At 71.6% G+C, this 22,193-nt stretch carries 19 protein-coding genes; 12 read left to right on the top strand and 7 right to left on the bottom strand.

All coding sequences use genetic code 11. The annotated features are described in order from the left end of the window. Positions 1 to 9: 9 nt before the first annotated feature. The 3 genes from IAG42_RS07035 to IAG42_RS07025 form a co-directional block, all read right to left on the bottom strand. Positions 10 to 1,467 (bottom strand): catalase, encoded by a 1,458-nt coding sequence (locus IAG42_RS07035; protein ID WP_188336165.1) that lies wholly within the window; start codon positions 1,465 to 1,467, stop codon positions 10 to 12. A gap of 206 nt (positions 1,468 to 1,673) precedes the next feature. Next, positions 1,674 to 2,570 carry a 2-hydroxy-3-oxopropionate reductase gene (locus IAG42_RS07030; RefSeq protein ID WP_188336164.1) on the bottom strand — a complete coding sequence of 299 codons (897 nt, stop codon included), beginning with the start codon at positions 2,568 to 2,570 and terminating at the stop codon, positions 1,674 to 1,676. A gap of 72 nt (positions 2,571 to 2,642) precedes the next feature. Next, positions 2,643 to 3,485: a TIM barrel protein gene (locus IAG42_RS07025; RefSeq protein WP_188336163.1), complete on the bottom strand. Its 843-nt coding sequence runs from the start codon at positions 3,483 to 3,485 to the stop codon at positions 2,643 to 2,645. Between the two features lie 163 nt (positions 3,486 to 3,648). Here IAG42_RS07025 and IAG42_RS07020 point away from each other — a divergent pair, with 163 nt between their 5' ends. The 11 genes from IAG42_RS07020 (at position 3,649) to IAG42_RS06970 (ending at position 15,269) form a co-directional block, all read left to right on the top strand. Continuing rightward, positions 3,649 to 3,900 (top strand): hypothetical protein, encoded by a 252-nt coding sequence (locus IAG42_RS07020; RefSeq protein ID WP_188336162.1) that lies wholly within the window; start codon positions 3,649 to 3,651, stop codon positions 3,898 to 3,900. A gap of 65 nt (positions 3,901 to 3,965) precedes the next feature. After that, positions 3,966 to 4,277: a helix-turn-helix domain-containing protein gene (locus tag IAG42_RS07015; RefSeq protein WP_188341226.1), complete on the top strand. Its 312-nt coding sequence runs from the start codon at positions 3,966 to 3,968 to the stop codon at positions 4,275 to 4,277. A gap of 172 nt (positions 4,278 to 4,449) precedes the next feature. After that, entirely contained in the window at positions 4,450 to 4,974 is a 525-nt protein-coding gene (gene uraD / locus IAG42_RS07010; protein ID WP_188336161.1) for a 2-oxo-4-hydroxy-4-carboxy-5-ureidoimidazoline decarboxylase, read from the top strand. Further along, entirely contained in the window at positions 4,974 to 5,375 is a 402-nt protein-coding gene (uraH, locus tag IAG42_RS07005) for a hydroxyisourate hydrolase (protein ID WP_188336160.1), read from the top strand. Before uraD ends, uraH begins: the two co-directional genes overlap by 1 nt. Positions 5,376 to 5,380: 5 nt before the next feature. Continuing rightward, positions 5,381 to 6,313, top strand: a complete 933-nt coding sequence (pucL, locus tag IAG42_RS07000) for a factor-independent urate hydroxylase (RefSeq protein WP_188336159.1) — start codon at positions 5,381 to 5,383, stop codon at positions 6,311 to 6,313. A 67-nt stretch (positions 6,314 to 6,380) separates the two neighbouring features. Next, complete coding sequence (locus IAG42_RS06995) at positions 6,381 to 7,802, top strand: nucleobase:cation symporter-2 family protein (RefSeq protein ID WP_188336158.1); 1,422 nt, start codon at positions 6,381 to 6,383, stop codon at positions 7,800 to 7,802. A gap of 46 nt (positions 7,803 to 7,848) precedes the next feature. Next, positions 7,849 to 9,234 carry an 8-oxoguanine deaminase gene (locus IAG42_RS06990; RefSeq protein WP_188336157.1) on the top strand — a complete coding sequence of 462 codons (1,386 nt, stop codon included), beginning with the start codon at positions 7,849 to 7,851 and terminating at the stop codon, positions 9,232 to 9,234. Between the two features lie 345 nt (positions 9,235 to 9,579). After that, positions 9,580 to 10,932 (top strand): nucleobase:cation symporter-2 family protein, encoded by a 1,353-nt coding sequence (locus tag IAG42_RS06985; protein ID WP_223206365.1) that lies wholly within the window; start codon positions 9,580 to 9,582, stop codon positions 10,930 to 10,932. 203 nt (positions 10,933 to 11,135) lie between these two features. Next, positions 11,136 to 12,494 carry a hypothetical protein gene (locus IAG42_RS06980; RefSeq protein WP_188336155.1) on the top strand — a complete coding sequence of 453 codons (1,359 nt, stop codon included), beginning with the start codon at positions 11,136 to 11,138 and terminating at the stop codon, positions 12,492 to 12,494. 157 nt (positions 12,495 to 12,651) lie between these two features. Beyond that, positions 12,652 to 13,923, top strand: coding sequence for an AAA family ATPase (locus IAG42_RS06975; RefSeq protein ID WP_188336154.1), 1,272 nt, complete (start codon positions 12,652 to 12,654; stop codon positions 13,921 to 13,923). Between the two features lie 140 nt (positions 13,924 to 14,063). Beyond that, positions 14,064 to 15,269, top strand: a complete 1,206-nt coding sequence (locus tag IAG42_RS06970) for a vWA domain-containing protein (protein ID WP_188341225.1) — start codon at positions 14,064 to 14,066, stop codon at positions 15,267 to 15,269. Positions 15,270 to 15,428: 159 nt separating this feature from the next. Here IAG42_RS06970 and IAG42_RS06965 read toward each other — a convergent pair whose 3' ends face one another. Together IAG42_RS06965 and IAG42_RS06960 are read right to left on the bottom strand one after the other, a co-directional pair. After that, on the bottom strand, positions 15,429 to 16,259 hold the full coding sequence (locus IAG42_RS06965) for a chitosanase (protein ID WP_188336153.1): 831 nt from the start codon (positions 16,257 to 16,259) through the stop codon (positions 15,429 to 15,431). A gap of 116 nt (positions 16,260 to 16,375) precedes the next feature. Continuing rightward, the gene (locus IAG42_RS06960; RefSeq protein ID WP_188336152.1) at positions 16,376 to 18,571 is read right to left on the bottom strand and encodes an alpha-N-acetylglucosaminidase; all 2,196 of its coding nucleotides are present in this window, start codon (positions 18,569 to 18,571) and stop codon (positions 16,376 to 16,378) included. 305 nt (positions 18,572 to 18,876) lie between these two features. Here IAG42_RS06960 and IAG42_RS06955 point away from each other — a divergent pair, with 305 nt between their 5' ends. Continuing rightward, positions 18,877 to 20,715 (top strand): alpha-L-fucosidase, encoded by a 1,839-nt coding sequence (locus IAG42_RS06955; protein ID WP_188336151.1) that lies wholly within the window; start codon positions 18,877 to 18,879, stop codon positions 20,713 to 20,715. A gap of 36 nt (positions 20,716 to 20,751) precedes the next feature. On the opposite strand, the gene IAG42_RS06950 is transcribed toward IAG42_RS06955, so the two are convergent. Then, a complete protein-coding gene (locus IAG42_RS06950; RefSeq protein WP_223205888.1) occupies positions 20,752 to 21,189 on the bottom strand; it encodes an acyl-CoA thioesterase in 438 nt (145 codons plus the stop codon). 137 nt (positions 21,190 to 21,326) lie between these two features. Next, positions 21,327 to 21,950: a hypothetical protein gene (locus tag IAG42_RS06945; protein WP_188336149.1), complete on the bottom strand. Its 624-nt coding sequence runs from the start codon at positions 21,948 to 21,950 to the stop codon at positions 21,327 to 21,329. Between the last annotated feature and the right edge of the window lie 243 nt (positions 21,951 to 22,193).

The raw sequence follows: 22,193 nt of genomic DNA, 5'->3' as shown, positions 1-22,193 counted from the left end.
TCTTCCCGGTCAGTCCTCGCGCAGGGCGCGGACCGCCTCCTCGACGCGCTTGCCGTAGTCGGCGTCGGCGGCGTGGAAGTGGGCGAGGTTCTTCTCCACGATGTCGTCGCGCGAGACCTGGGAGAGGCCGCCCGCGATGTTCGCGACCAGGCGTCCCTTCTCTTCCTCGGACATCAGGCGGTACAGCTCGCCCGCCTGGTAGAAGTCGTCGTCCTTGGCGTGGGCCGGCGCCTCGTGCGTACCCGTGTAGCCGGAGATCGCGAGCGGCGCGGAGAGCGCGCGACCGGTCTCGGCCGGGCCGTCGAAGGAGTTCGGCTCGTAGTTCTTGCGGCTGCGGGCGTAGGCGTTGGCGGCCATCAGACCGTCGCGGCCGTAGTTGTCCGCAGTGGTCGCCTTGGGGGCGTTCACCGCGAGCTGGGTGTGGTTGACGCCCAGGCGGTAGCGGTGCGCGTCCGCGTAGGCGAACAGGCGGCCCTGCAGCATCTTGTCGGGGGAGGGGCCGATACCCGGAACGAAGTTGTTCGGGGAGAAGGCGGCCTGCTCGACCTCGGCGAAGACGTTGTCGGGGTTGCGGTCCAGGACCAGTCGGCCCACGCGCTGCAGCGGGTAGTCCTTGTGCGGCCACACCTTGGTGAGGTCGAACGGGTTGAACTGGTAGTCCGCGGCCTCGGCGGCCGGCATGACCTGGACGTAGAGGGTCCAGGACGGGTTCACGCCGCGCTCGATGGCCTGCAGCAGGTCCGTCTGGTGCGAGTTCGGGTCCTTGCCCGCGATCTCGGCGGCCTGCTCCGACGACAGGGAGCGGATGCCCTGGTTCGTCTTGAAGTGGTACTTCACGAAGAAGGCTTCGCCCTGCTCGTTCGTCCACTGGTAGGTGTGCGAGCCGTAGCCGTTCATGTGACGGTACGAGGCCGGGATGCCGCGGTCGCCCATGAGCCAGGTGATCTGGTGGGTGGCCTCGGGGGCGTGGGCCCAGAAGTCCCAGACGTTCTCCGGCTCCTGCTTGCCCGTGAAGGGGTCGCGCTTCTGGGAGTGGATGAAGTCGGGGAACTTCAGCGGGTCCTTGATGAAGAAGACCGGGGTGTTGTTGCCGACGAGGTCGTAGTTGCCCTCTTCGGTGTAGAACTTGAGCGCGAAACCGCGGGGGTCACGGACGGCGTCCGCACCACCGAGGTTGTCGGCGACGGTCGAGAAGCGCAGGAAGACCTCGGTGCGCTTGCCGACCGTGTTCAGGAAGTCGGCGTGGGTGAAGCCGGTGACGTCGTCCGTCACCTCGAAGTAACCGTAGGCGCCGGAACCACGGGCGTGCACGACACGCTCCGGGATGCGCTCGCGGTTGAAGCGGGCGAGCTTCTCCAGCAGGTGCTGGTCCTGGATCAGAAGCGGGCCGCCGGCGCCGGCGGTCGCGGAGTTCTGGTTGTCGGCGACAGGGGCGCCGGACTCGGTCGTGAGCACACGCTTGGGCATGGGGTGGAGGCGACCTTCCGTGCAATGGCTGCTGACGATGGGGGGAGCGTAGGTACCCCTGAACTGCTACGTCAACAGTTTGTTGAAGTTCCGGGCGACCTTTTTCAACAATTTGTTGAACAGGTGGGTATGGGTTCCGGGCCGTGGCGACGCCTGGGCGCGACAGGACAGGTGTCAGCGCCGCCACGGCCCGGAAGTCTTCAGGGTCAGGCCACCTGGTTGCCCGAGAGGCGCTCGACGGCGCGCAGCAGGGCGGAGTGGTCCAGGCCGCCGTCGCCCTGGGCGCGCAGCGAGGCCACGAGCTGGGCCACCACGGCGCCGACGGGCAGGGCCGCACCCACGTTGCGGGCGGCGTCGGTGACGATGCCCATGTCCTTGTGGTGCAGGTCGATGCGGAAGCCCGGCTTGAAGTCGCGGTTGAGGAAGTTGTCCTTCTTCCGCGTCAGGACGGTCGAGCCGGCCAGGCCGCCGTTGAGCACGTCGAGCGCGGCGGTGAGGTCCACGCCGGACTTCTCCAGGAAGACCACGGCCTCGGCGCACGCCTGGATGTTCACGGCGACGATGAGCTGGTTGGCGGCCTTCACGGTCTGGCCCGAGCCGTGCGGACCGCACAGCACGATGGTCTTGCCGAGGGCCTCGAGGAGCGGCTTGGCCTCGTCGAAGTCGGCCTGCTCACCGCCGACCATGATGGACAGGACGGCCTCGATGGCGCCGGCCTCGCCACCGGAGACGGGCGCGTCGATGACGCGGATGCCCTTCTCCTTGGCGTTCTTCGCCAGGTCGACCGAGGTCTGCGGGGTGATCGACGACATGTCGACGATCAGCGCGCCGGACTTCGCGTTCTCCAGGATGCCCTCGGGGCCGTAGGAGATCGCCTCGACCTGCGGGGAGGCCGGGACCATGGTGACGATGACGTCGGCGTCCTTGACGGCCGCGGCGATCGACGTGGCGGCGGTGCCGCCGGCCGCGGCGAGGCGGTCCAGCTTGTCCTGCTCGAGGGTGAAGCCGGTGACGTCGTAGCCGGCCTTGATCAGGTTCTCCGACATGGGCGAGCCCATGATGCCGAGACCGATCCACGCGACCTTGGGGAGGTTGTTGCTCATGAGGGTGACTCCAAAAAACTCAGGAAAGCTGTGATACGTGGGTGAGTCGGCGCGCCTGCGAGCGCGCGCTGCTCAGTGGCGCGCGGCGCGGGCCTCGTGCGGCAGCCAGCCGAAGGACTCGGCGCTCGGGGCGTCGCCCGGCTTGTACTCCAGGCCCACGTAGCCGTCGTAGCCGGCCTTGCGGAGCTGGTCGAGGAGGTCCTCGAGGGGGAGCGAGCCGGTGCCCGGAGCGCCGCGGCCCGGGTTGTCGGCGATCTGCACGTGCGCCGTCTTGTCGGTGTACGCGCTGATGACCTGCTGGAGGTCCTCGCCGTTCATGGACAGGTGGTAGAGGTCCATGAGGAACTTGGCGTTGCCGAGGCCGGTGGCCTCGTTCACCTTGTCCACGATCTCGATGGCCTTGGGGGCGCTCACGATCGGGCAGGCGGGCGACTCGGGCTTGTTCAGCGCCTCGATGAGCAGCACCGCGCCGATGCGGTCGGCCGCGCGGGCCGCCAGCACCAGGTTCTCCAGTGCGAGCTCGTCCTGGACGGCGGGGTCCACGCCCTCCACCCGGTTGCCGTACAGCGCGTTGAGCGCCTTGCAGCCGAGGGACTGGGCGAAGTCTGCCACCACGTCGATGTTGGCGCGGAACTTCTCGCTCTCCTCGCCGGGGATCGACAGGGCGCCCCGGTCCGGGCCGGGCAGCTGACCGGCGTAGAAGTTCAGGCCGGTGAGCTGGACTCCCGCGTCCTGGATCGCGCTGCGCAGCGCGTCGAGCTCGGACTGCTCGGGGGTGGGGGCGTCGACCCACGGCCACCACAGCTCGACCGCCGTGAAGCCGGCCGCGGCGGCGGCGGCCGGGCGCTCCAGGAGCGGGAGCTCCGTGAAGAGGATCGACAGGTTGACGTTGAAGCGCTGGTCTGCGAATCCCATCGGGGTCGGCGCTCCCTTCTGGTCCGTGTTCCGCGTGACGTTCAGTTCCGTATTGCGGAAGTTTCTTTCTGCGTGATGGAAGATTGCCTGGAAGGGCTCGTCTCTGTCAAGGGGCTGGGCACGACCTGGTCCAAAGGGGGCCATCGCGGGTTAGGTTGATCGGGTGCGATTGAGAGTGGAATTCACGACGGAGCCCTTCGACCTCGACGAGGCGCCCGCGCACGCGGTGGCCGCCCGCCGGGTGATCGAGGCGGCGGAACTGGACGCGGTCGACGTCGGCCCGTTCGGGAACACGGCGGAGGGCGGGGCCGACGCGGTCCTCAAGGCGGTCGACGCCTTGTTGCGCGAGAGTCTCGCGACCGGCGCCACCCGCATCTCGCTGCAGGTCAACGTGGTGGGGGAGGGCGAGGCGTGACGAGCACGGGGGGCGAGGCCTCCGGCGAGGCCTTCATCACGGCCGTGAAGCCGCTGGTCGACGCGATGGGTGGAGAGCTGGTCCCGCCGGCCGACGCCGGTCTGGACGACGTCGTGCTGAGCTGGCAGGGGGCGGACGTCGCCGCCGTGCGCCTGCCGCAGCTCGCGGACTCGCTGGATCACATCCTGGCCGCCATGCAGCGGGTGAAGGGCCGGCCGCTGGCCGAGCTGGACCGCCGGGAGAAGCAGGAGATCGTGCGGGTCCTGGAGGGGCGCGGCGCCTTCTCCGTGCGGCACGGAGTGGAGACCGTGGCGGGCGCCCTGGGCGTCTCACGGTTCACCGTCTACAACTACCTCAACAGGGAGAAGACCTCCTGACCCCGCCTGACCTGGAGTGATGCGGCGACCGCCGCGGCAGGCCCCGACCGCCGTCCGGATATCGGACGGCGGTCTTTCGTTACACCAACTTTTCAACAAACTGTTGACGTGGTGTTTCCGAGGGCGTTAGCTATCCGCAGCCCGTCCAGCACAAGGCCACGGAGGCAGTCCCGTGACTTCAGGTTCGTCAGCCACCCAGCGGGGGTTGACCCGGTTCAACACCTCGGACGAGAGCGCGGCCCAGGCCGAACTCCACGAGGTGTGCACTTCATCGGCGTGGGGGCGCAAGATCATCGCCCAGCGCCCGTTCGCTTCCGCTCAGACCCTCTTCACCGCCAGTGACGCCGCCATGGCCGAGCTGTCCACGGAGGACCTCGCGGAAGCCATGGCGGGTCACCCGCCGATCGGTCGCCCGAAGCCCGGCGACCCGACCTCGTCCCGCGAGCAGCGGGGCATGGCCGGAGCCTCCGAGGAACTCAAGGCGGAGATGCTCGAGCTCAACCTGGCCTACCAGGACCGCTTCGGGCATGTCTTCCTCATCTGCGCCACCGGTCTGACCGGCGAGCAGATGCGCGACGCGCTCAAGGTCCGGATCGCGAACACGCCGGACCAGGAGTGGGAGATCGTCCGCGCCGAACTCGGCAAGATCAACCGCATCCGCCTCACGAGCCTCGTGGAACAAGGAGAGAACGCCTGATGAGCACCGAGAAGACCGCCCCCTACGTGTCCACGCACATCCTGGACACCAGCCTCGGCCTCCCGGCCGTCGACGTCGCGGTCACCGTCGCGGCGCGCTCCGGCTCGGACGCCGACTGGGTGACCCTCGGTTCCTCGGCCACGGACGACGACGGGCGCTGCAAGAACCTGCCGGTCCTGCCGGCGGACACCACCCACGTACGCCTCGACTTCGACACCGAGACGTACTTCGCCAAGAAGCAAGCCGATGCGCAGCAGGACGCCCCCGCGAATCGGGACAGCGACGCGTCCGCGGTGTTCTTCCCGGAGGTGGCGATCACGTTCGCCGTCGTCCCGGGCGAGCGCTACCACGTGCCGCTGCTGCTCAACCCGTTCGGCTACTCCGTTTACCGAGGGAGCTAGCAGACATGCCTACGATCCTGGGCCAGAACCAGTACGGCAAGGCGGAGAACCGCGTTGTCAAGATCACGCGGGACGGCGACACCCACCACATCAAGGACGTCAACGTCTCGGTCGCCCTCAGCGGTGACCTCGACGACGTCCACCTGACCGGGTCGAACGCCAACTGCCTGCCGACGGACACCACCAAGAACACCTGCTTCGCCTTCGCGAAGGAATACGGGATCGAGTCGATCGAGCAGTACGGCATCGAGCTCGCCCGGCACTTCGTCGACAGCCAGCCGTCCATCCACCGGGCCCGCATCCGGCTCGAGGAGTACGCCTGGGAGCGGATCGCCGGCTCCGACGCGGGCTCCAAGTTCATCGGCGCCGACGAGGTCAAGCACTCCTTCGTCCGCAAGGGCCAGGAGATCCGCCTCGCGCAGATCACCTACGACGGCGAGAAGTTCGAGGTCCTCTCCGGCCTCAAGGACCTCACCGTCATGAACTCCACCAACTCGGAGTTCTGGGGCTTCATCAAGGACAAGTACACGACGCTCCAGGAGGACTACGACCGTATCCTCGCCACGTCCCTGTCGACGTGGTGGCGCCACAACTGGACGTCCGCCGACGAGCGCACGCCGAACTGGAACAAGTCCTACGACCAGGCCAAGAAGCACATGCTCGAGGCCTTCGTCGAGACGTACTCGCTCTCGCTGCAGCAGACCCTCTTCCAGATGGGTTCGCGGATCATCAACAACCGCACCGAGATCGACGAGATCCGCTTCTCCGCGCCGAACAAGCACCACTTCCGCCAGGACCTCTCGTCCTTCGGCCTGGAGAACGAGGCGAAGGACGGTGCCGTGTACTGGGCCGCCGACCGCCCCTACGGCCTCATCGAGGCCACGATCCTGCGGGACGGCGCCGACCAGCGCATCCCGGTCGACATGACCAACCTCTGACGCGGGGCGCGCGCCCCCGTCCGCCCCGCAGTGGGCGGGGGCGCGCCACACCGGAGGGAACAAAGCAATGGCAGTGCCAGCACAAGGGCCGGCGGCAGCCGAAGGCCCGTGTTCCACCCCACCGGAAAGCACCACAGCGACCGCCGAAGCGGTCCACCCGGTGGATGAGAAGCTCCACCCGTCGCGGCTCGTCCCCGCCGCACTCCAGCACATCGCCGCCATGTACGCGGGCGTCGTCACCCCGCCGCTCATCATCGGCCAGGCCGTCCACCTCGACACCGCGGGCCAGACCCGGCTGATCGCCGCGTCCCTGCTCATCGCCGGTGTGGCCACCCTGCTCCAGACGCTCGGCGTCAAGGGACTCGTCGGAAACCGGCTGCCCTTCGTCAACGCCGCGTCCTCCGCGGGCATCGCACCGATGCTCGCCATCGCCGAGACCAACGCCAAGGGCGACCAACTCCCCGCCATCTACGGGGCCGTGATGGTCGCGGGCGTCTTCTGTCTCGCCATCGGACCGTTCTTCGGCCGGCTCCTGCGCTTCTTCCCGCCGCTCGTCACAGGCGTCGTGATCACCCTCATCGGTGTGACCCTGATGCCCGTGCCGGTCAGCTGGGCCCAGGGCGGCGACAAGACCGCCGCCGACTACGGCGACATGCGCTACCTCGCGCTCGCCGGCTTCACCCTCGCCGTCATCCTGTTCATCCAGCGGTTCGGCAAGGGCTTCGTCAAGCAAGTCGCCCTGCTCTTCGGGCTGTTGATCGGCACCCTCGCCGCCATCCCGTTCGGCATGGCCGACTTCGGCGCCCTCAAGTCGGCGCCCGTCGCGGCGCTGCCCACCCCCTTCGCCTTCGGCGCACCCGAGTTCCAGCCCGCCGCGATCATCTCGCTGTGCCTGGTCATGCTCGTCCTCATGACGGAGTCCAGCGCCGGCATGCTCGCCATCGGCGAGATCTGCGAGCGCGACTGCGACGGAAAGACCATCACCAGGGGTCTGCGCACCGACGGCCTCGCCACCTTCCTCGGGCCGGTCTTCGGCGGCTTCCCGACCTCCGCCTTCGCGCAGAACGTCGGCGTCGTCTCGCTCACCAAGGTGCGCAGCCGCTACGTCGTCGCCGTCGCCGGCGGCGCCCTGCTGATCCTCGGCGCCTTCCCGGTGCTGGGCGCGGTGGTCTCGATGGTCCCCATGCCGGTCCTCGGCGGAGCGGGCATCGTCCTCTTCGGGTCCATCGCCGTCAGCGGCATCCGCACCCTCTCGGAGGCGGGCCTCGACGACAGCTCCAACATCATCCTGGTGGCCGTATCGCTCGGCGCGGGCATCATCCCGCTCGCCGCGCCCGGCTTCTACGCCGACTTCCCCGCCTGGGCGCAGACCGTGCTCGGCTCCGGCATCAGCGCCGGCGCACTCGTCGCCGTCTCGCTGAATCTCTTCTTCCACCATCTCGGCACCCGCGGCAGCGCCAGCGCCACCGCGGCACTCAAATCCTCCTAGGGTCCTGCCGTGCCCACATCGCCACACACGAAATGAAGGAAGCACCATGGCACCTTCTTCGGCAGACCGCATCGTCATCGAGAACGTCGCGATCGCGACGGTCGACGCACAGGACACCGAGTACGCCTCGGGTCACATCGTCGTCAGCGGCAACAGGATCGAGTCCATCGGGGCGGGACAGGCCCCGAAGGACCTCGAGAACGTAGTCCGCCGCATCGACGGGACCGGCCACCTGGCCACGCCCGGCCTGGTCAACACGCACCACCACTTCTACCAGTGGATCACCCGTGGCCTGGCGACGGACCACAACCTGTTCAACTGGCTGGTGGCGCTCTACCCGACCTGGGCGCGCATCGACGAGCAGATGACGTACGCGGCGGCGCAGGGCTCCCTCGCGATGATGGCCCGCGGCGGTGTCACCACCGCCATGGACCACCACTACGTGTTCCCCAAGGGCTCGGGCGACCTCTCCGGATCGATCATCCGGGCCGCCTCCGAGATGGGCGTGCGGTTCACCCTGGCCCGCGGCTCCATGGACCGCAGCGAGAAGGACGGCGGCCTGCCGCCGGACTTCGCGGTCGAGACCCTCGAAGGCGCCCTCGCCGCCACCGAGGAAACCGTCAAGAAGCACCACGACGCCTCCTTCGACGCGATGACGCAGGTGGCCGTGGCCCCCTGCTCGCCGTTCTCGGTGTCCACCGAACTCCTCAAGCAGGGCGCCGAGTTGGCGCGCCGCCTCGGCGTACGGCTGCACACCCACGGCAGCGAGACCGTCGAGGAGGAGAAGTTCTGCCACGAGCTGTTCGGCATGGGCCCGACCGACTACTTCGAGTCGACGGGCTGGCTCGGTGAGGACGTGTGGATGGCGCACAGCGTCCACATGAACGACTCCGACATCGCCGCGTTCGGCCGGACGAAGACGGGCGTCGCCCACTGCCCGTCCTCCAACGCCCGCCTCGCGGCCGGTATCGCCCGCGTCCCCGACATGCTCGCGGCCGGCGTCCCCGTCGGCCTCGGCGTCGACGGCACCGCCTCCAACGAGTCGGGCGAACTGCACACCGAACTGCGCAACGCGCTGCTCATCAACCGCCTCGGCGCCCACCGCGAGGCCGCCCTCAACGCCCGCCAGGCCCTGCGCCTGGGGACGTACGGAGGTGCTCAGGTCCTCGGCCGGGCCTCCCAGATCGGATCTCTGGAAGCCGGCAAGCTCGCCGACCTCGTCCTGTGGAAGCTGGACACCCTGGCCCACTCGTCGATCGCCGACCCGGTGACCGCGCTCGTCTTCGGCGCGGCCGCACCGGTCACCCTCTCCCTCGTCAACGGCAAGCCGGTCGTCGAGAACGGCCGCCTGCTGCACGCCGACGAGGACGCCATCGCCCGCTCCACGCGGGACGAGGCCCAGCGCCTCGCGCGCATCGTCGCGCAGGCCTGATCCACCGACTCCGGTCAGGGGGGACGGCCCCTGACCGGGGACCCGAGCTGCCGAGCGGGCAGCTCGGGTGCCGCCCCGGAACGTGGCCCAAAGCCTCACGTTCCCGGGGCGGTCAGCACTACCTGGGCGCACAACAACTGAACACCGGTCAGCACCTTGCACCTTGCATCACCATGCACCACCTCCATGAAGCGAAAAGCACCGGCGAGAGCCCGGTGCCGGAAAACAACCGGAGGAGCCGCAGTGGCGACGAAGCCCAGGTTCACCAAGCAAGGCACCACCTCCGCACCCGAGGGCGCGGAGCAGACCAAACATCCGGTCGACGAGACCCTCCCGCCGCTGAAGATGGCGACCACGGGCCTCCAGCACGTCGCCGCCATGTACGCGGGCGTGGTCGCGCCCCCGCTCATCGTCGGCGCCGCGATCGGACTGAGCCCGAAAGACCTCACCTTCCTCACCGGCGCCTGCCTGTTCACGGCAGGCCTCGCGACCTTCCTCCAGACGCTCGGCTTCTGGAAGATAGGCGCCCGGCTCCCCTTCGTGAACGGCGTCACCTTCGCCGGTGTCGCCCCCATGCTCGCCGTCGTCGCCTCCACCAAGGACAAGGACGACGCGCTGCCCATCATCTTCGGGGCGGTGATCGTCGCGGGCATCCTCGGATTCATCGCGGCACCCTTCTTCTCGAAGATGGTCCGCTTCTTCCCGCCGGTCGTCACCGGCACCGTCATCACCCTCATCGGTGTCTCCCTCATGCCCGTCGCCTTCGGCTGGGCCCAGGGACCCAACCCCGCGGCATCCGACTTCGGGTCGATGAAGAACCTGTCGCTCGCCGGCATCACCCTGCTCATCGTGCTGCTGCTGCGCCGCTTCACCACCGGCTTCGTCAAGCAGATCGCGGTCCTGCTCGGCCTGGTCGTCGGCACCCTCATCGCGATCCCGTTCGGCGTCACGGACTTCGGCCCGGTCGGCGACGCCGCGATCGTCGGCTTCCCGACCCCGTTCCACTTCGGCGCCCCGCAGTTCGCCGGCGCGGCCATCGTCTCGCTCTGCGTCGTCATGGTCGTCTCGATGACCGAGTCCACCGCCGACATGCTCGCCCTCGGTGAGATCGTCGGCCGGCCCGCCGACGAGAAGACCATCGCCGCCGGCCTGCGCGCCGACACCCTCGGCACCGCGATCAGCCCGCTGTTCAACGGCTTCATGTGCAGCGCCTTCGCGCAGAACATCGGCCTCGTCGCCATGACCAAGATCCGCAGCCGGTTCGTGGTCGCCGCCGGCGGCGGCTTCCTCGTCCTGATGGGCCTGTGCCCCATGGCCGCCTCGCTCATCGCCGTGGTCCCGCGCCCGGTGCTCGGCGGCGCCGGCGTCGTCCTGTTCGGCTCGGTCGCGGCCAGCGGCATCCAGACCCTGGTCAAGGCCGGCATGGAGAAGGACAACAACGTCCTCATCGTCGCCGTCTCGCTCGCCGTCGGCCTCATCCCGATCGCGGAGCCGGAGTTCTACCACGCGTTCCCGGAGAACGCGAAGATCATCCTGGACTCGGGCATCTCCACCGGCTGCGTCGCCGCGGTCGTCCTCAACATCCTGTTCAACCACCTCGGACGCGGCCGCGACGCCGATGACGTCACCTCGCCGATGGAGTCCGGCGACGCCATCGCGGAACAGCGCACGGGGCACTCGGCGGCCGCCGCGCACTGACGCCGCGACACCGGGACGGAAGCAGAACACGGAGGGCGTCGGTGCCGACGACAAGGCACCGGCCCCCGCCGGATCTCCGCCCCCGGAGAAGAGTCCGGCGAAAAACCCGACTGACAGATCATCGCGTGTGTGGTTACGATGCCCGCGATGCTGAACACCTCCTCGCACCGATTGGGGGAACCGTCCACGCAAGGTGAGTGCTGATGGCACATCACCTCCCGGACGGAATTCCACCCCACCTGCTGATGTGGCAGCGCGTACGCCGTTACGCCGTGCCACCGTCCATGATCGAGACCGCCACCGCACGCCGCGGTGCGGGCGACTGGGCAGGCGCCTGCGCCGCCGCCCGCGTCGACCCCGACCTCGATCTGCGCGCCGTGCGCCGTCGCCACGGCACCGAACAGACCGCCCGCCTCCGCGCCGACCTGCGCCGTCTCGCGCCGGACCTGCTGCGCTGGCACCTGCCCCGCATGGCCCCCGACGGGCGGCTGCGCCCCGGCCTGACCGTCCCCCTCGTCCGCTACGGCGCACCGGGCGACCCGCCCCTGCACCTCGTCGCACGGACCATGCCGGTCGGCGCCGACGCGGGCCAGCGGATCTCCCTGGCGCTGTGGGAGGGCTCGGGCGGCGCCCCGCTCGGCGACCACCCGCATCCGCACCCCGACCGCCGCTTCCGGCTCGACCTGCACCGCCACCTCTGGGACGCGGAGCGCAGCGCCGAACTCGCGGCCCGCGCCCCGGCCGACCTCGCCACCGAGGCGGAACTGCTGCTGCGCGGCGCCACGGGCCGCCCGCGCGGGGTGTTCACCGTACGGCTCGACGCCCGCCGGCGTGCCGTGCTCGAACTCGTCGCCCCCGACGACAGCCATGTCCCCACGGTCCGCCCGCTGCGCGACGCCGTGCCGTCCCGCCAGGCCGCCGCACTGCCCGCGCTCCCCGAAGCGGCCGTCCACGAGGCCCCGGACCTGTCCCTCCTGCGCGCCGGACTCGTCACCCTCGACGCCCTCCACCCCTTGGTCGCGGCGGCCCTGCACCCGTACGCCCCGCCCGAGCCGGCGCTGCCGCACGACGCCGACGCCGCACCGGCCGACCCGCACCGCGTCGAGTGCCGCGGCGAGATTCACCGGATCGCGCTGCGCGACGGCGTCCTGACCGCCGTCGACCACGACGCCGAGCAACTGCGCCGCGAGGACCTCCTGGTGGCGCTCGGCGGCCCGCCGCTGCCCTGCCTGCGCGCCATCGACGCGGTCCACCGCACGCCCGAGGCCCTGCCCGCCGTACGCGAACGGCTCGGGCACGGTGACGTCCGCGGAGCGCTCGACGTCGTCGAGGGCCTGCTCGGCCCGGGCGCGATGCTCCGCGCCGGTCCGCTCCGCGACGCACTGGAACAGGCCGCGGCGGGCCGGGTCGACCACGGCCTCTTCCGCTCCGGCCTGCCGGACGACCACCCCGGCGCGGCCGCCGGCCCCGGTGGCCGGCTGCGCCTCGCCCGGAGCCTCCCGCCCGAACTCCTCCTGAAGCGGGGGCGACGGAACGGGTGGCGGCGAGCCCCCAGCAGGTGACGAGCCGTCGCCGGCCCGCACCCCCGAAGAGGCGCCGGACCGTGCCGAGATGCGGCTCCGCCGCGTGCTCGCGACCCTCGTCCGCCGACGCCGCTCGATCTTCTTCCGAACGCCGGACGGGCGTGTGTCCCGTCCCCGAACACCCCTGGTGATGCCCATGACTGTCCGTACCCTTCTGGCCACGCCCACCCAGACCCCCGCGCCCCATGAGAGCCCCGCCTCCCGACTCGCCGTCGCCGGGGACCTGTTGGCACTGCTGCGGTGCACCACGACCGAGCCCCGGCCCGACGAGCAGCTGGAGGCGCTGACGCTCGCCGTCGCCGCCGATCTGCCCGTGCTGCTGTGGGGCGAGCCCGGCATCGGAAAGACCGCCGCGCTGAACCAGCTCGCCGATTCGCTCGGGCTGCCGCTGACCACCGTGATCGCCAGCGTGCACGAGCCGTCCGACTTCTCGGGGCTGCCGATCGTCGGCGAGGACCCCGCCGTGCAGGGCGTTCCGATGGCGCCGCCGCAGTGGGCGGTCGAACTCGTCGCGGCGGGGCGCGGACTGCTCTTCCTCGACGAGCTGTCCACCGCGACCCCGGCCGTGCAGGCCGCGCTGCTCCGCGTCGTCCTGGAGCGCCGCGTCGGTTCGCTCCAACTGCCGCCCGGCGTACGGATCGTGGCCGCCGCCAACCCCCGGGCCTCCGCCGCGGACGGCTGGGAGCTGAGCCCGCCGCTCGCGAACCGGTTCGTGCACCTGTACTGGGTGCACGACCGCGACGTGGTCGTGCGGGGCCTCGGCGGCGTCTGGCCCCGGGCCACCCTGCCGAGCCTGGACCCCGACCGGCTCGCCGACGCCGTCGCGCTCGCCCGGCGCGCGGTCTGCGGCTTTCTGGAGGCCCGCCCCACCCTGATCCACCGGCTGCCCAACTCCGAGACCCGGCGCGGCGGCGCCTGGCCCTCGCCGCGCAGCTGGGAGGCGGCGCTGACCCTGCTGGCGTTCGGCACCGCGGCCGGTGTCTCGCGCGAGGTGCTCGCCCTGCTCGTGCGCGGCGCGGTCGGCGACGGCCCCGGGCTCGAACTCCTCGCCCACCTCGACCGGATGGACCTGCCCAACCCGGAGGACCTCCTCGCTCAGCCGCCCCGCGCGGAACTCCCCGAGCGCGGCGACCTGCGCCAGGCCGCGCTCGAAGCGGTGGTCGCCGCGGTGGGCGCCCGCCCGGAACAGGCCCGCTGGGACGCGGCGTGGACCGTCCTCGTACGCGCCCTGGAGACCGGCGCCCCCGACCTCCTGGTCGCCCCCGCGACGGCCCTGGCCGGGCTGCGCCGCGACACCTGGGAGGTCCCGGCCGCGATGGAACGCCTGGCCGACGTCATCGGCATCGCCCGGACCGCCGACCGCTCGGTGGACCGCGTCCGGGCCGCGGCGAAGGGGGCCCGCCGATGACGACGACGAACCCGGCGCCGCGCCGCTCGCCCCGCCCCCTGCCCCGGCCCATGGCCCCGCCTCCGCCACCGCGCCCGGTGAAGGCCCCGCTCACCCGGCCGCCCGCCCGCACCCCCGACACGTCCGGGCTGCCGCTCGACATGGAGAAGCTGCTCGCCGCGCGGCTGCACGCCGTGAAGGTCCGCCCCTACCTCGCGGCCGCGCTGTTCGCCCTCCACATCGTCGAGGACCGGGCCGTGCCGACCATGGGAGTCGACGCCCACTGGCGCTGCTACGTCTCGCCCGCCTTCGTGGCCCGGATGAGCGTCGAGGACCTGGCCGGGGTCTGGGTGCACGAGGTGTCGCACCTGCTGCGCGACCACCACGAGCGCGGCGCCCGCTACGCCCGCGAACACGAGGAGCACGGCGCCTTCCAGCGCCTGCGCCGCAACATCGCCGCCGACTTCGAGATCAACGACGACATCTACGGCGACGGCCTCCCGCGACCCGCCGGTGTCGTCCTGCCCTCGCGGCTGAGGCTCAGCGACGGCCTGCTGATGGAGGAGTACCTGCGCACCGCCTCCATGAAGGGTCTCGCCGGCGACCTGGCGTGGTTGGACTGCGGCAGCGGCGCCGACGGCGAGCCCCGCCCCTGGGAGCTGGGCCCCGACGGCGCCCAGGGCCTCACCCGCCAGCAGCGGGACGCCGTACGGTTCCGGGTGACCGAGGCGATCAAGGGCGCCCCCGGCGAGGCGCCCGCGGGCTGGCGGCGCTGGGCCGACGAGGCGTTCCAACCCCCGCAGCCCTGGCGGCAGTTGCTCGGCGCCGCGATCCGCTCGGCGGCGGGCGCCCCCGGCGTCGGCGAGAACCACAGCTACCGGCGACCCTCGCGCCGCTCCGCCTCGCTGCCCGGCGTCATCCTGCCGAGCCTGCGCCGCACGCCGCCCCGCGTCTGCGTGGTCATCGACACGTCCGGCTCGGTGAGCGACGCCGAACTCGGCAGCGCCCTGCTGGAGGTGGCCGCGATCGCCCGCGCGGTGGGCGGCCGGCGCGACCTCGTCTCGGTCGTCTCGTGCGACGCGGCGGCCGGGGTCGCGGTCCCGCTCTGCCGCGCGGAGAGCCTGGAACTCGTGGGCGGGGGCGGCACCGACCTGCGCTCGGGCTTCGCGACGGCCCTGCGCCGCGGCCCGGGCCCCGACGTGATCGTCGCCCTGACCGACGGCCAGACCCCCTGGCCCTCCGAACGCCCGCCCTGCCGCACGGTGGTGGGCCTCTTCCCGCGGCCCGCCCGCCGGGTGAACGAGAACGACGAGGACTACGAGCCCGACGGCCCCCCGGACTGGGCCCGAGTGGTCACGATCGGCTGAGAGCGCGACACCGTGCGGGAAGCGCCCCGTCAGGGGCCGTCAGGGGCGCGGGGAACTGCGCGACCAGCCACGACGCTACCGGCAGACGCGCACGCGCCGGACCAGGCAGACGAGTTCGCGCAGCCCGACTCCCCGCACCCCAGCGGGGCCTGGACCAACTCACCCAATGTGATACGCATCCCCGTACACCTTCCAGTCGAGCGGCGTCTCGAGCCCCAGGTTCCCCTTCCGGAGGAAAACCCGCTGAGCGGTGTCGACCCGGCTGGTGTCACTGTGCGCCTCCTCCTGCTTCATGGCCCACACCCGCGCGTCGAGGAACGCGTCGAGCCACTCCACCTCGTCCCCGCCCCGCGCCGGCGGCTGAGCCGCGCGGAGGGCGCGCGCCCGGATCCCGCCGAAGCCGGTGGGGTCCGACCCGTCGCCGTGCATCACGATGGCGTCGTAGTACGCGAACTGCCCGAGCGTGCCGACCCCGTCGGCCTTGCCCCGGGACACCGCCGGGTCGAAGTACACCCGGTCCCGTTCGTCGTCCTGCGCCCGCCGGAAGGCGCTGTCGCGGGCAGCCTCGGCCCAGGCGTCGGGGAAGCCCGGGTCCAGGCCCTCGTGCGAGTCGCTGCCGTCGACCGCGCGCAGGGCGGGCAGGTACGCGGCGAGGGGGTTGTCCGGCTCGCGCCGGGTGTAGAGCTCGACGAGGTCGAGCATGTCGCCGGTGCCGGAGCAGAACCCGATGATGCCCGCCGTGTAGCCGCGGCCGTCACCGATGTCCTCGATGTACCGGTACTGGGCCTTCCAGTCGAGCGAGGAGTTCTCGGCGCTCGACACGAGCTGCATGGCGATCTCCTTCTTCGCCGGGTCGTCGAGCCCGACCGCATGCGCCGGCAACCCGGCGGCCCCGGCGATCTGGGTGGTGAGCAGCGGCGCCGCTACGACGGTGGCGCCGATGAGGGTGAGCAGCGTGCGACGGGAGGTGCGTATGTGGGGGGTGGGCACGGTTCCTCCTGGGGGAGTTGAACGTTCCGCCGACTGTTAGGAAGGTTTCCTACCAGAGATCCGGCGGCACGTACACCCGTCGAACAGCCGTCAGACGTCTGCGGAGCGGGTCCCGTTCAGCCCTGCCGCAACCGGTCCCGCACCTGAACCGCCAGGTCGTACGTGCTGCCGGTGGGCCGCGTCGCGAGCGCCCCCGGATCGCGGATCCACGCGGAGTCGAACGCGTACCAGTCCTGCTTCCCGGGCGCGCGCCCCGCACCGAGCGCGGCCCGCAGCTCGGAGAAGTACGCCGCCCAGCGCTTGCGGTACAGCCCGCCGACCAGGCCCGCCCACTCCCGGTTCGCGTAGTCGTGCAGGCCCGCCGCCGCACCCGACCGCGTCCCCCACACCGTCACGATCGACAGCGCGTCCTGCGCGAGCCGGTTCCGCTCGGCGGTGTCGGCGCCCCAGGCGCGCGCCTCGGCGACCCAACGGCCCAGCAGATGGCGGGAGTCGGTGGCGAGCAGCCGGTCCAGCAGCGTCATGAGGGAGAGCCAGTCCGCGCACAGCCGGTCGAACCCGGCCGCGTCCTTCGCCTCGTACGCCGCCCTGATCCGCGGCAGCAGTGACCGACTGCGGTTGGAGAGCGCCTGCCGTGCCACGTCGAGCAGGTCGGTGCGGTACGCCGACGAACCGCGCAGACCGGGCCGCACCGCCAGCAGATGACCGAGTGCCTTCTCGAACTCGCCCGCGTCGTAGCGCAGCCGCTTCGGCGACCACGTCGCGGCCGACACGGCCTTGAGCGAGGGGCGCGCCCCGAAGAGCCCGTCCGCGCCCTCCGCCCACTCGTCCGCGCGGGTCGTCCCGTACGCGGTGCGCCGCAGCACGTCCCAGGCGGCGACGGCCCGCGCGTCCCGCTCCCCGTACCGGGCCACGGCATACGCCTCGAACCAGCTCTCGAGGTCCAACGCCCCGTCGGTCCAGGCGAGTTCGGAGAACAGCTCGAACGCGGCCGGATTGTTGTCGGCCGCCTCCGGCAGCAGCGCCGTACCGCGCAGCGCGCTGCCCGGACGGTCCCGCCAGGCCGGGAACAGCTCTGCCCAGTCCCGGGTGTTGGCCCCGAGCACGGTGTGCCCGCCGAAGTTCCAGATCGAGCCGAACGCGTACGGCGTGCCGCCCCAGTCCGCGTCCCGGTCGGTGATGCTCGTGAACCGGTCGGAGAGCCCGTCAACCACCAGCATGTGCCGCTTGTCGATGGCGTCCACGATCGCCCGCGGCGGATTGTGCCGCCAGCCGAGGATCACCCAGACCGCGTCGCCGTGCGCGTCCCGCAGGCCCCTCTCGACGCCGCGCGCCGCTTCCCCGACCGGCACGTCGCCCGCGCTGCCGCCCTCGTGCAGCAGATCCATCTTGAACAGGCGGGCGGGGCCGAACAGCTTCTCCTGTTCCCGGTAGAACGCGGCGGCCACCGAGGCGAACTGCCGGCCGCGCGGATCCAGCCACTCGGGGCGCCGGTACCCGTACCAGTCGCCCTGCGGCACCACGTGCGCCCCGGGATTGCGGTCCGCGAAGCCCGGCGGCACCGTCCCGAAGTAGCCGGGGAGCACCGGCTCCATGCCCAACTCCCGCACCCGGTCCGCGATCCGGCGCCCGAGCCGGGCGCGCGCCGCGAGCAACTGCGCCGAGACGGGCCCGCCCGCCGGGCCCGCCATGTTCTGCAGCAGCCACCACGGCTGGTGCGCGGGGGAGGGGATCCAGTCCCGCAGCTCGGCGTCCGTGTACCCGAACCCGCGGAACACCCGGTGGTAGAGCGCGTCCGCGCCGGCCTGCACGAACACTTCGTTGAACCCGTGCAGCGCGAGCACGTCCAGCTCCCGCTCCCAGTACGCCCAATCGTGGTACGCCCCGGTGTAGCCGTCGTTCGTGTCGTTGAGCACGAACCGGTGCGGCACGCCCGCGTGCCCGGACAGCGCCCGTGCCGGCAGCGGCAGCCGGTCCGGCAGGTCCACCTGCTCGCCCGCCCAGGAGATGTTGGCGTGCACGACGTCCTTCAAGTACCGGCGCAGACCGGCCAGCTGCACGGCCGGCGAGGAGCCCGTCACCCGGATCCGGCCACCCGAGGCCGCCACCCGGTAGGTGTCGTGCGGGCCGCCCGGCGGATCGAAGTCCAGCTGGTCCGCGGCGGGTCCGAGCAGACGGCGCGCGGCGCGTGCGGCGGCGCCGCCGGTCGCGGCGGAGGAGGGCAGGGCGTCGGCCCGGTCGGCCCCGGCGGTGCAGGACACCGCGGCCGATCCGGCGAGCGCGGTCAGGAGCGTACGGCGAGCCAGCGGCATGGCTCCTGCATACCCGGCGCGACCCCCGCCGGACGTGACGCCATGCCGAAGCCCCGGCAGGGGACAGGTGAACGACGCGCTCCGCGGGGCGGCGGCGCCCCCGCTCGCTGCGGCCGGATCGCGCATCGATTCATCGGATGTGGTGCCGTCGGGATGGCTGATTCGCGCCCGCTGTGGCCGCAGTGGGCGGGTGCAGGATGCATTGACATCCGATGTATGCGCCTCTACGTTCCGATGCGTTTGGTTCGCCTCAGGTCCCACGCGCCACGCATGCACCGACGTACCCACACCCCGGGAGCCGCACCATGCGCATTCAGCGAAGCATCGCGGGACTCGCCGTCCTGCTCGCCGCGACCCTGACGGCCACGGCCGCCGGGCCGGTCTCCGCCGCCCCGTCCGAGGCGCCGGCGGCCTCCGGCGCCACCGCCGCGGGGCCCGGCACGGACTACGCCCACGACGACCCCTTCACGTCCGAGCGCACCGACTGGTGGCGCCAGGACCGCTTCGGCATGTTCATCCACTTCGGCGCCTACTCCAACTGGGAGGGCGAGTACCCGCGGGCCGACGGCACCGTCTGCCGCGACGCCGAGTGGATCCAGCGCTCGTGCAAGATCCCCACAGACGCGTACGAGAAGAAGGCGGCGACGTTCGACCCCGCCGACTTCGACGCGAAGGCCGTCGTGAAGACCGCCAAGGACGCGGGGATGAAGTACATCGTCATCACGTCCAAGCATCACGAGGGTTACGCGATGTGGCCCACGAAGGTCAACTCCTGGAACCTGCGCGACCATTCGTCCTTCGACAAGAACCGCGACATCCTCGCCGAACTGAAGAAGGCCGCCGACGACGCGGGCATCAAGCTCGGCTTCTACTACTCGATCTGGGACTGGCACGACCCGGACTTCCCGGACCCCGCGACCTTCCCGAAGTACGAGAAGCGCATGTACGCCCAGCTCAAGGAGCTCGTCGACTCCTACGACCCGGCCCTGCTGTGGTTCGACGGAGAATGGGACACCGAGGACCCGCACAACCCGTGGACCGCGCGCGACGGCGAGCGCCTGGAGGCCTACCTCCACGACCTCGACCCGGACCTCGTCGTCAACAACCGCGTCGGCAAGCGCCGCGTCGTCGACGGCGACTACGGCACCCCCGAGCAGACCATCCCCGACGCCCCGGTCGACGGCCAGCTCTGGGAGTCGTGCATGACCCTCAACGGGCACTGGGGCTACGCCCGTTACGACCAGAACTGGAAGTCCCCCGGCAGTCTCGTCCGTAACCTGCTCGCCACGTCCTCGCGCAGCGGCAACTACCTGCTGAACGTCGGCCCGGACAGCCGCGGCGGCATTCCGCGGCAGTCCGTGGACCGCCTGAAGCAGATGGGCGACTGGCTCCGCGCGGACGGCCAGGGCGAGGCCGTGTACGGGGCCCGCTACGGAGGCCTTGTCGACGAGCCGGCCTGGGGCTCGGTCAGCCGCAAGGGCGACGTGCTGTACGCCGCCGTCACCGACTGGCCCGCCGCCGGACAGCCGCTGCACCTCAAGGCCCGCACCGACTTCAAGATCGCGCACGCGCGCGTGCTCGGCAGCGACCAGGAGGTCACCGTCACCCGCTCCGGCGACGGCTACGACCTCACCCCGTCCGGCGGGCCCACCAACGACATCGCCACCGTCGTCCGGCTGACCGTCGACACGGGCCCCGAGACACCCACGAGCACCGGTCACGGCCTCAAGCAGGAGATCTTCGACAACGCCACGCTCAGCGGCGACCCGAAGATCACCCGCGTCGACCCGACCGTCAACCACGCCTGGAAGTACGCCGGTTCACCCGACCCGAGCATCCCCGCGGACACCTTCTCCGTCCGCTGGAGCGGCCATCTGACCGCCCCGCGCACGGAGAACTACACCCTCACCACCGTCTCCGACGACACCGCCCGCGTCTGGATCGACGGCAAGCTGGTCGTCGACGCCTCGGATCCGCACGGCCCGCGCGTCGACAAGGGGACGGTGCGCCTCACGGCCGGCACCCGGCACGCCATCCGGATCGACTACACGGAGAACACCGGCGAGGCCCACATGAAGCTCCTGTGGTCCAGCCCGGACCAGGAACAGGAGATCGTCCCGGCCCGCCGGCTGACGGCGGACTGAGCCCCCCGGCCGACCGGCGGACCCGGGAGTCCCGGCCTACAGGCCGAACACGCCCGGGTCCGCCGACAGCTCCTTGAAGACCTGCCGCGGATCCGGCACCAGCTTGCGCGCCTTCAGGTCCAGGATCCCGCCCACGGCGGACACCTCCGCCGACACCGTGCCGTCCGCCTTGCGCACCGTCTGACGCATGCGGAACGTCTTGCCCTCGCCCCACTCGAAGACACAGTCCACGTCCACCTCGTCGCCGGCCCGCAGCTCGCGCAGGTAGCGGATGGTCGTCTCCAGCGCCACCGGGCCCACGCCCCGGGCCAGCAGATCGCCCTGCTCGATGCCGCCGTGCCGCAGCGCCGACCAGCGCGCGTGCTCCGCGTACTGGAGGTAGACCGCCTGGTTCAGATGTCCCTGGGAGTCCGTCTCGTAGCCCCGGACCTGGATGTGCACGGAGTACGGCTCGCTGTTGTGCGGATCGGTCACGATGTTCCTCTCGCCGCGCGCCCTGCGCTGCATGTCTGCCTGCCCCTGTGCCTGAGCGCTTGCTCAGGCCTCTCGACGAGGCCAACAGCCGGGACCGGCCCCGCATTCCTCGCCCCCGCCCGGAGCAGGAGATCACGCTACGTGCGTCTGGGCGAGGCGAGCAGCCAGCGCTCGCCCCGCTTCCCGGCGTGCTCGCTGACCTGCCAGCCGGCCTCGGTCAGCGTCGCCGCGCAGGCCGCGAGGCCCGCCGCGTCCGGATGGTGCACCGACACCGCCTCGGGCTGCGGCGTCGACGTCACCCGGTAACCCGGCGCCGCGGTGCTCGCCGGCTCCCGGCCCGCCGCCTCCAGGGCGAGGGCCGCCGCGTGCTCGAGCCGGCCGCGCTCCCAGGCGCAGGGCCGGTCGAGCGCCCCGTCCGGATTCGTCATCCGGCGTATCTCGAGCAGTCCCTGCCAGGCCGTGCGGACCTCGCGGGCCCGCGCGGGCGAGGCCACGGCGTCCGGCTCGCCGCCCAGCCGCGCCCGGAACCGCCCGTCCCGCTGAGCCTCCGGCTCGGGCGGCGGCGGCAGCTCCGGGCCCGCCTCCCGCAGCCGGTGGCCCTCCGGGGTCAGGAAGTGGGCGTGCGGCGGCCGGGGATGCCGGAACGCCAGCTTCAGCACGACGAGCCGCGCCAGCTGGGTCTCGCTCCCCGTGATCCGGCCCGTCTCCGGATCGGCCGCGTCGATGATCCGCCGCTGCGCGGCGGTCGGCGGTCTGGTCATGGCACACCTCCTGACCACGATGGTGCACGGGAGCACTGACAACGCGGATCACGAGGATCAGGCGGATCACGCGGACAGCGCCGATCACGTCGGCAGAGCCGGCCACGCCGACGGGGCCGATCACGCCGACGGGGCCGGCCGCGCTGACCGTGCCCATCACGCCGGCGGAGCCGATCACGCCGACGCGGCCGGTGATGCCGACGGGGCGGGTGATGCCGCCAGGGCCGATCAGGCCGACACGGT

This window comes from Streptomyces xanthii (genome assembly GCF_014621695.1).
Taxonomy (GTDB): domain Bacteria; phylum Actinomycetota; class Actinomycetes; order Streptomycetales; family Streptomycetaceae; genus Streptomyces; species Streptomyces xanthii.
This window is presented reverse-complemented; position numbering and strand designations above follow the sequence as displayed.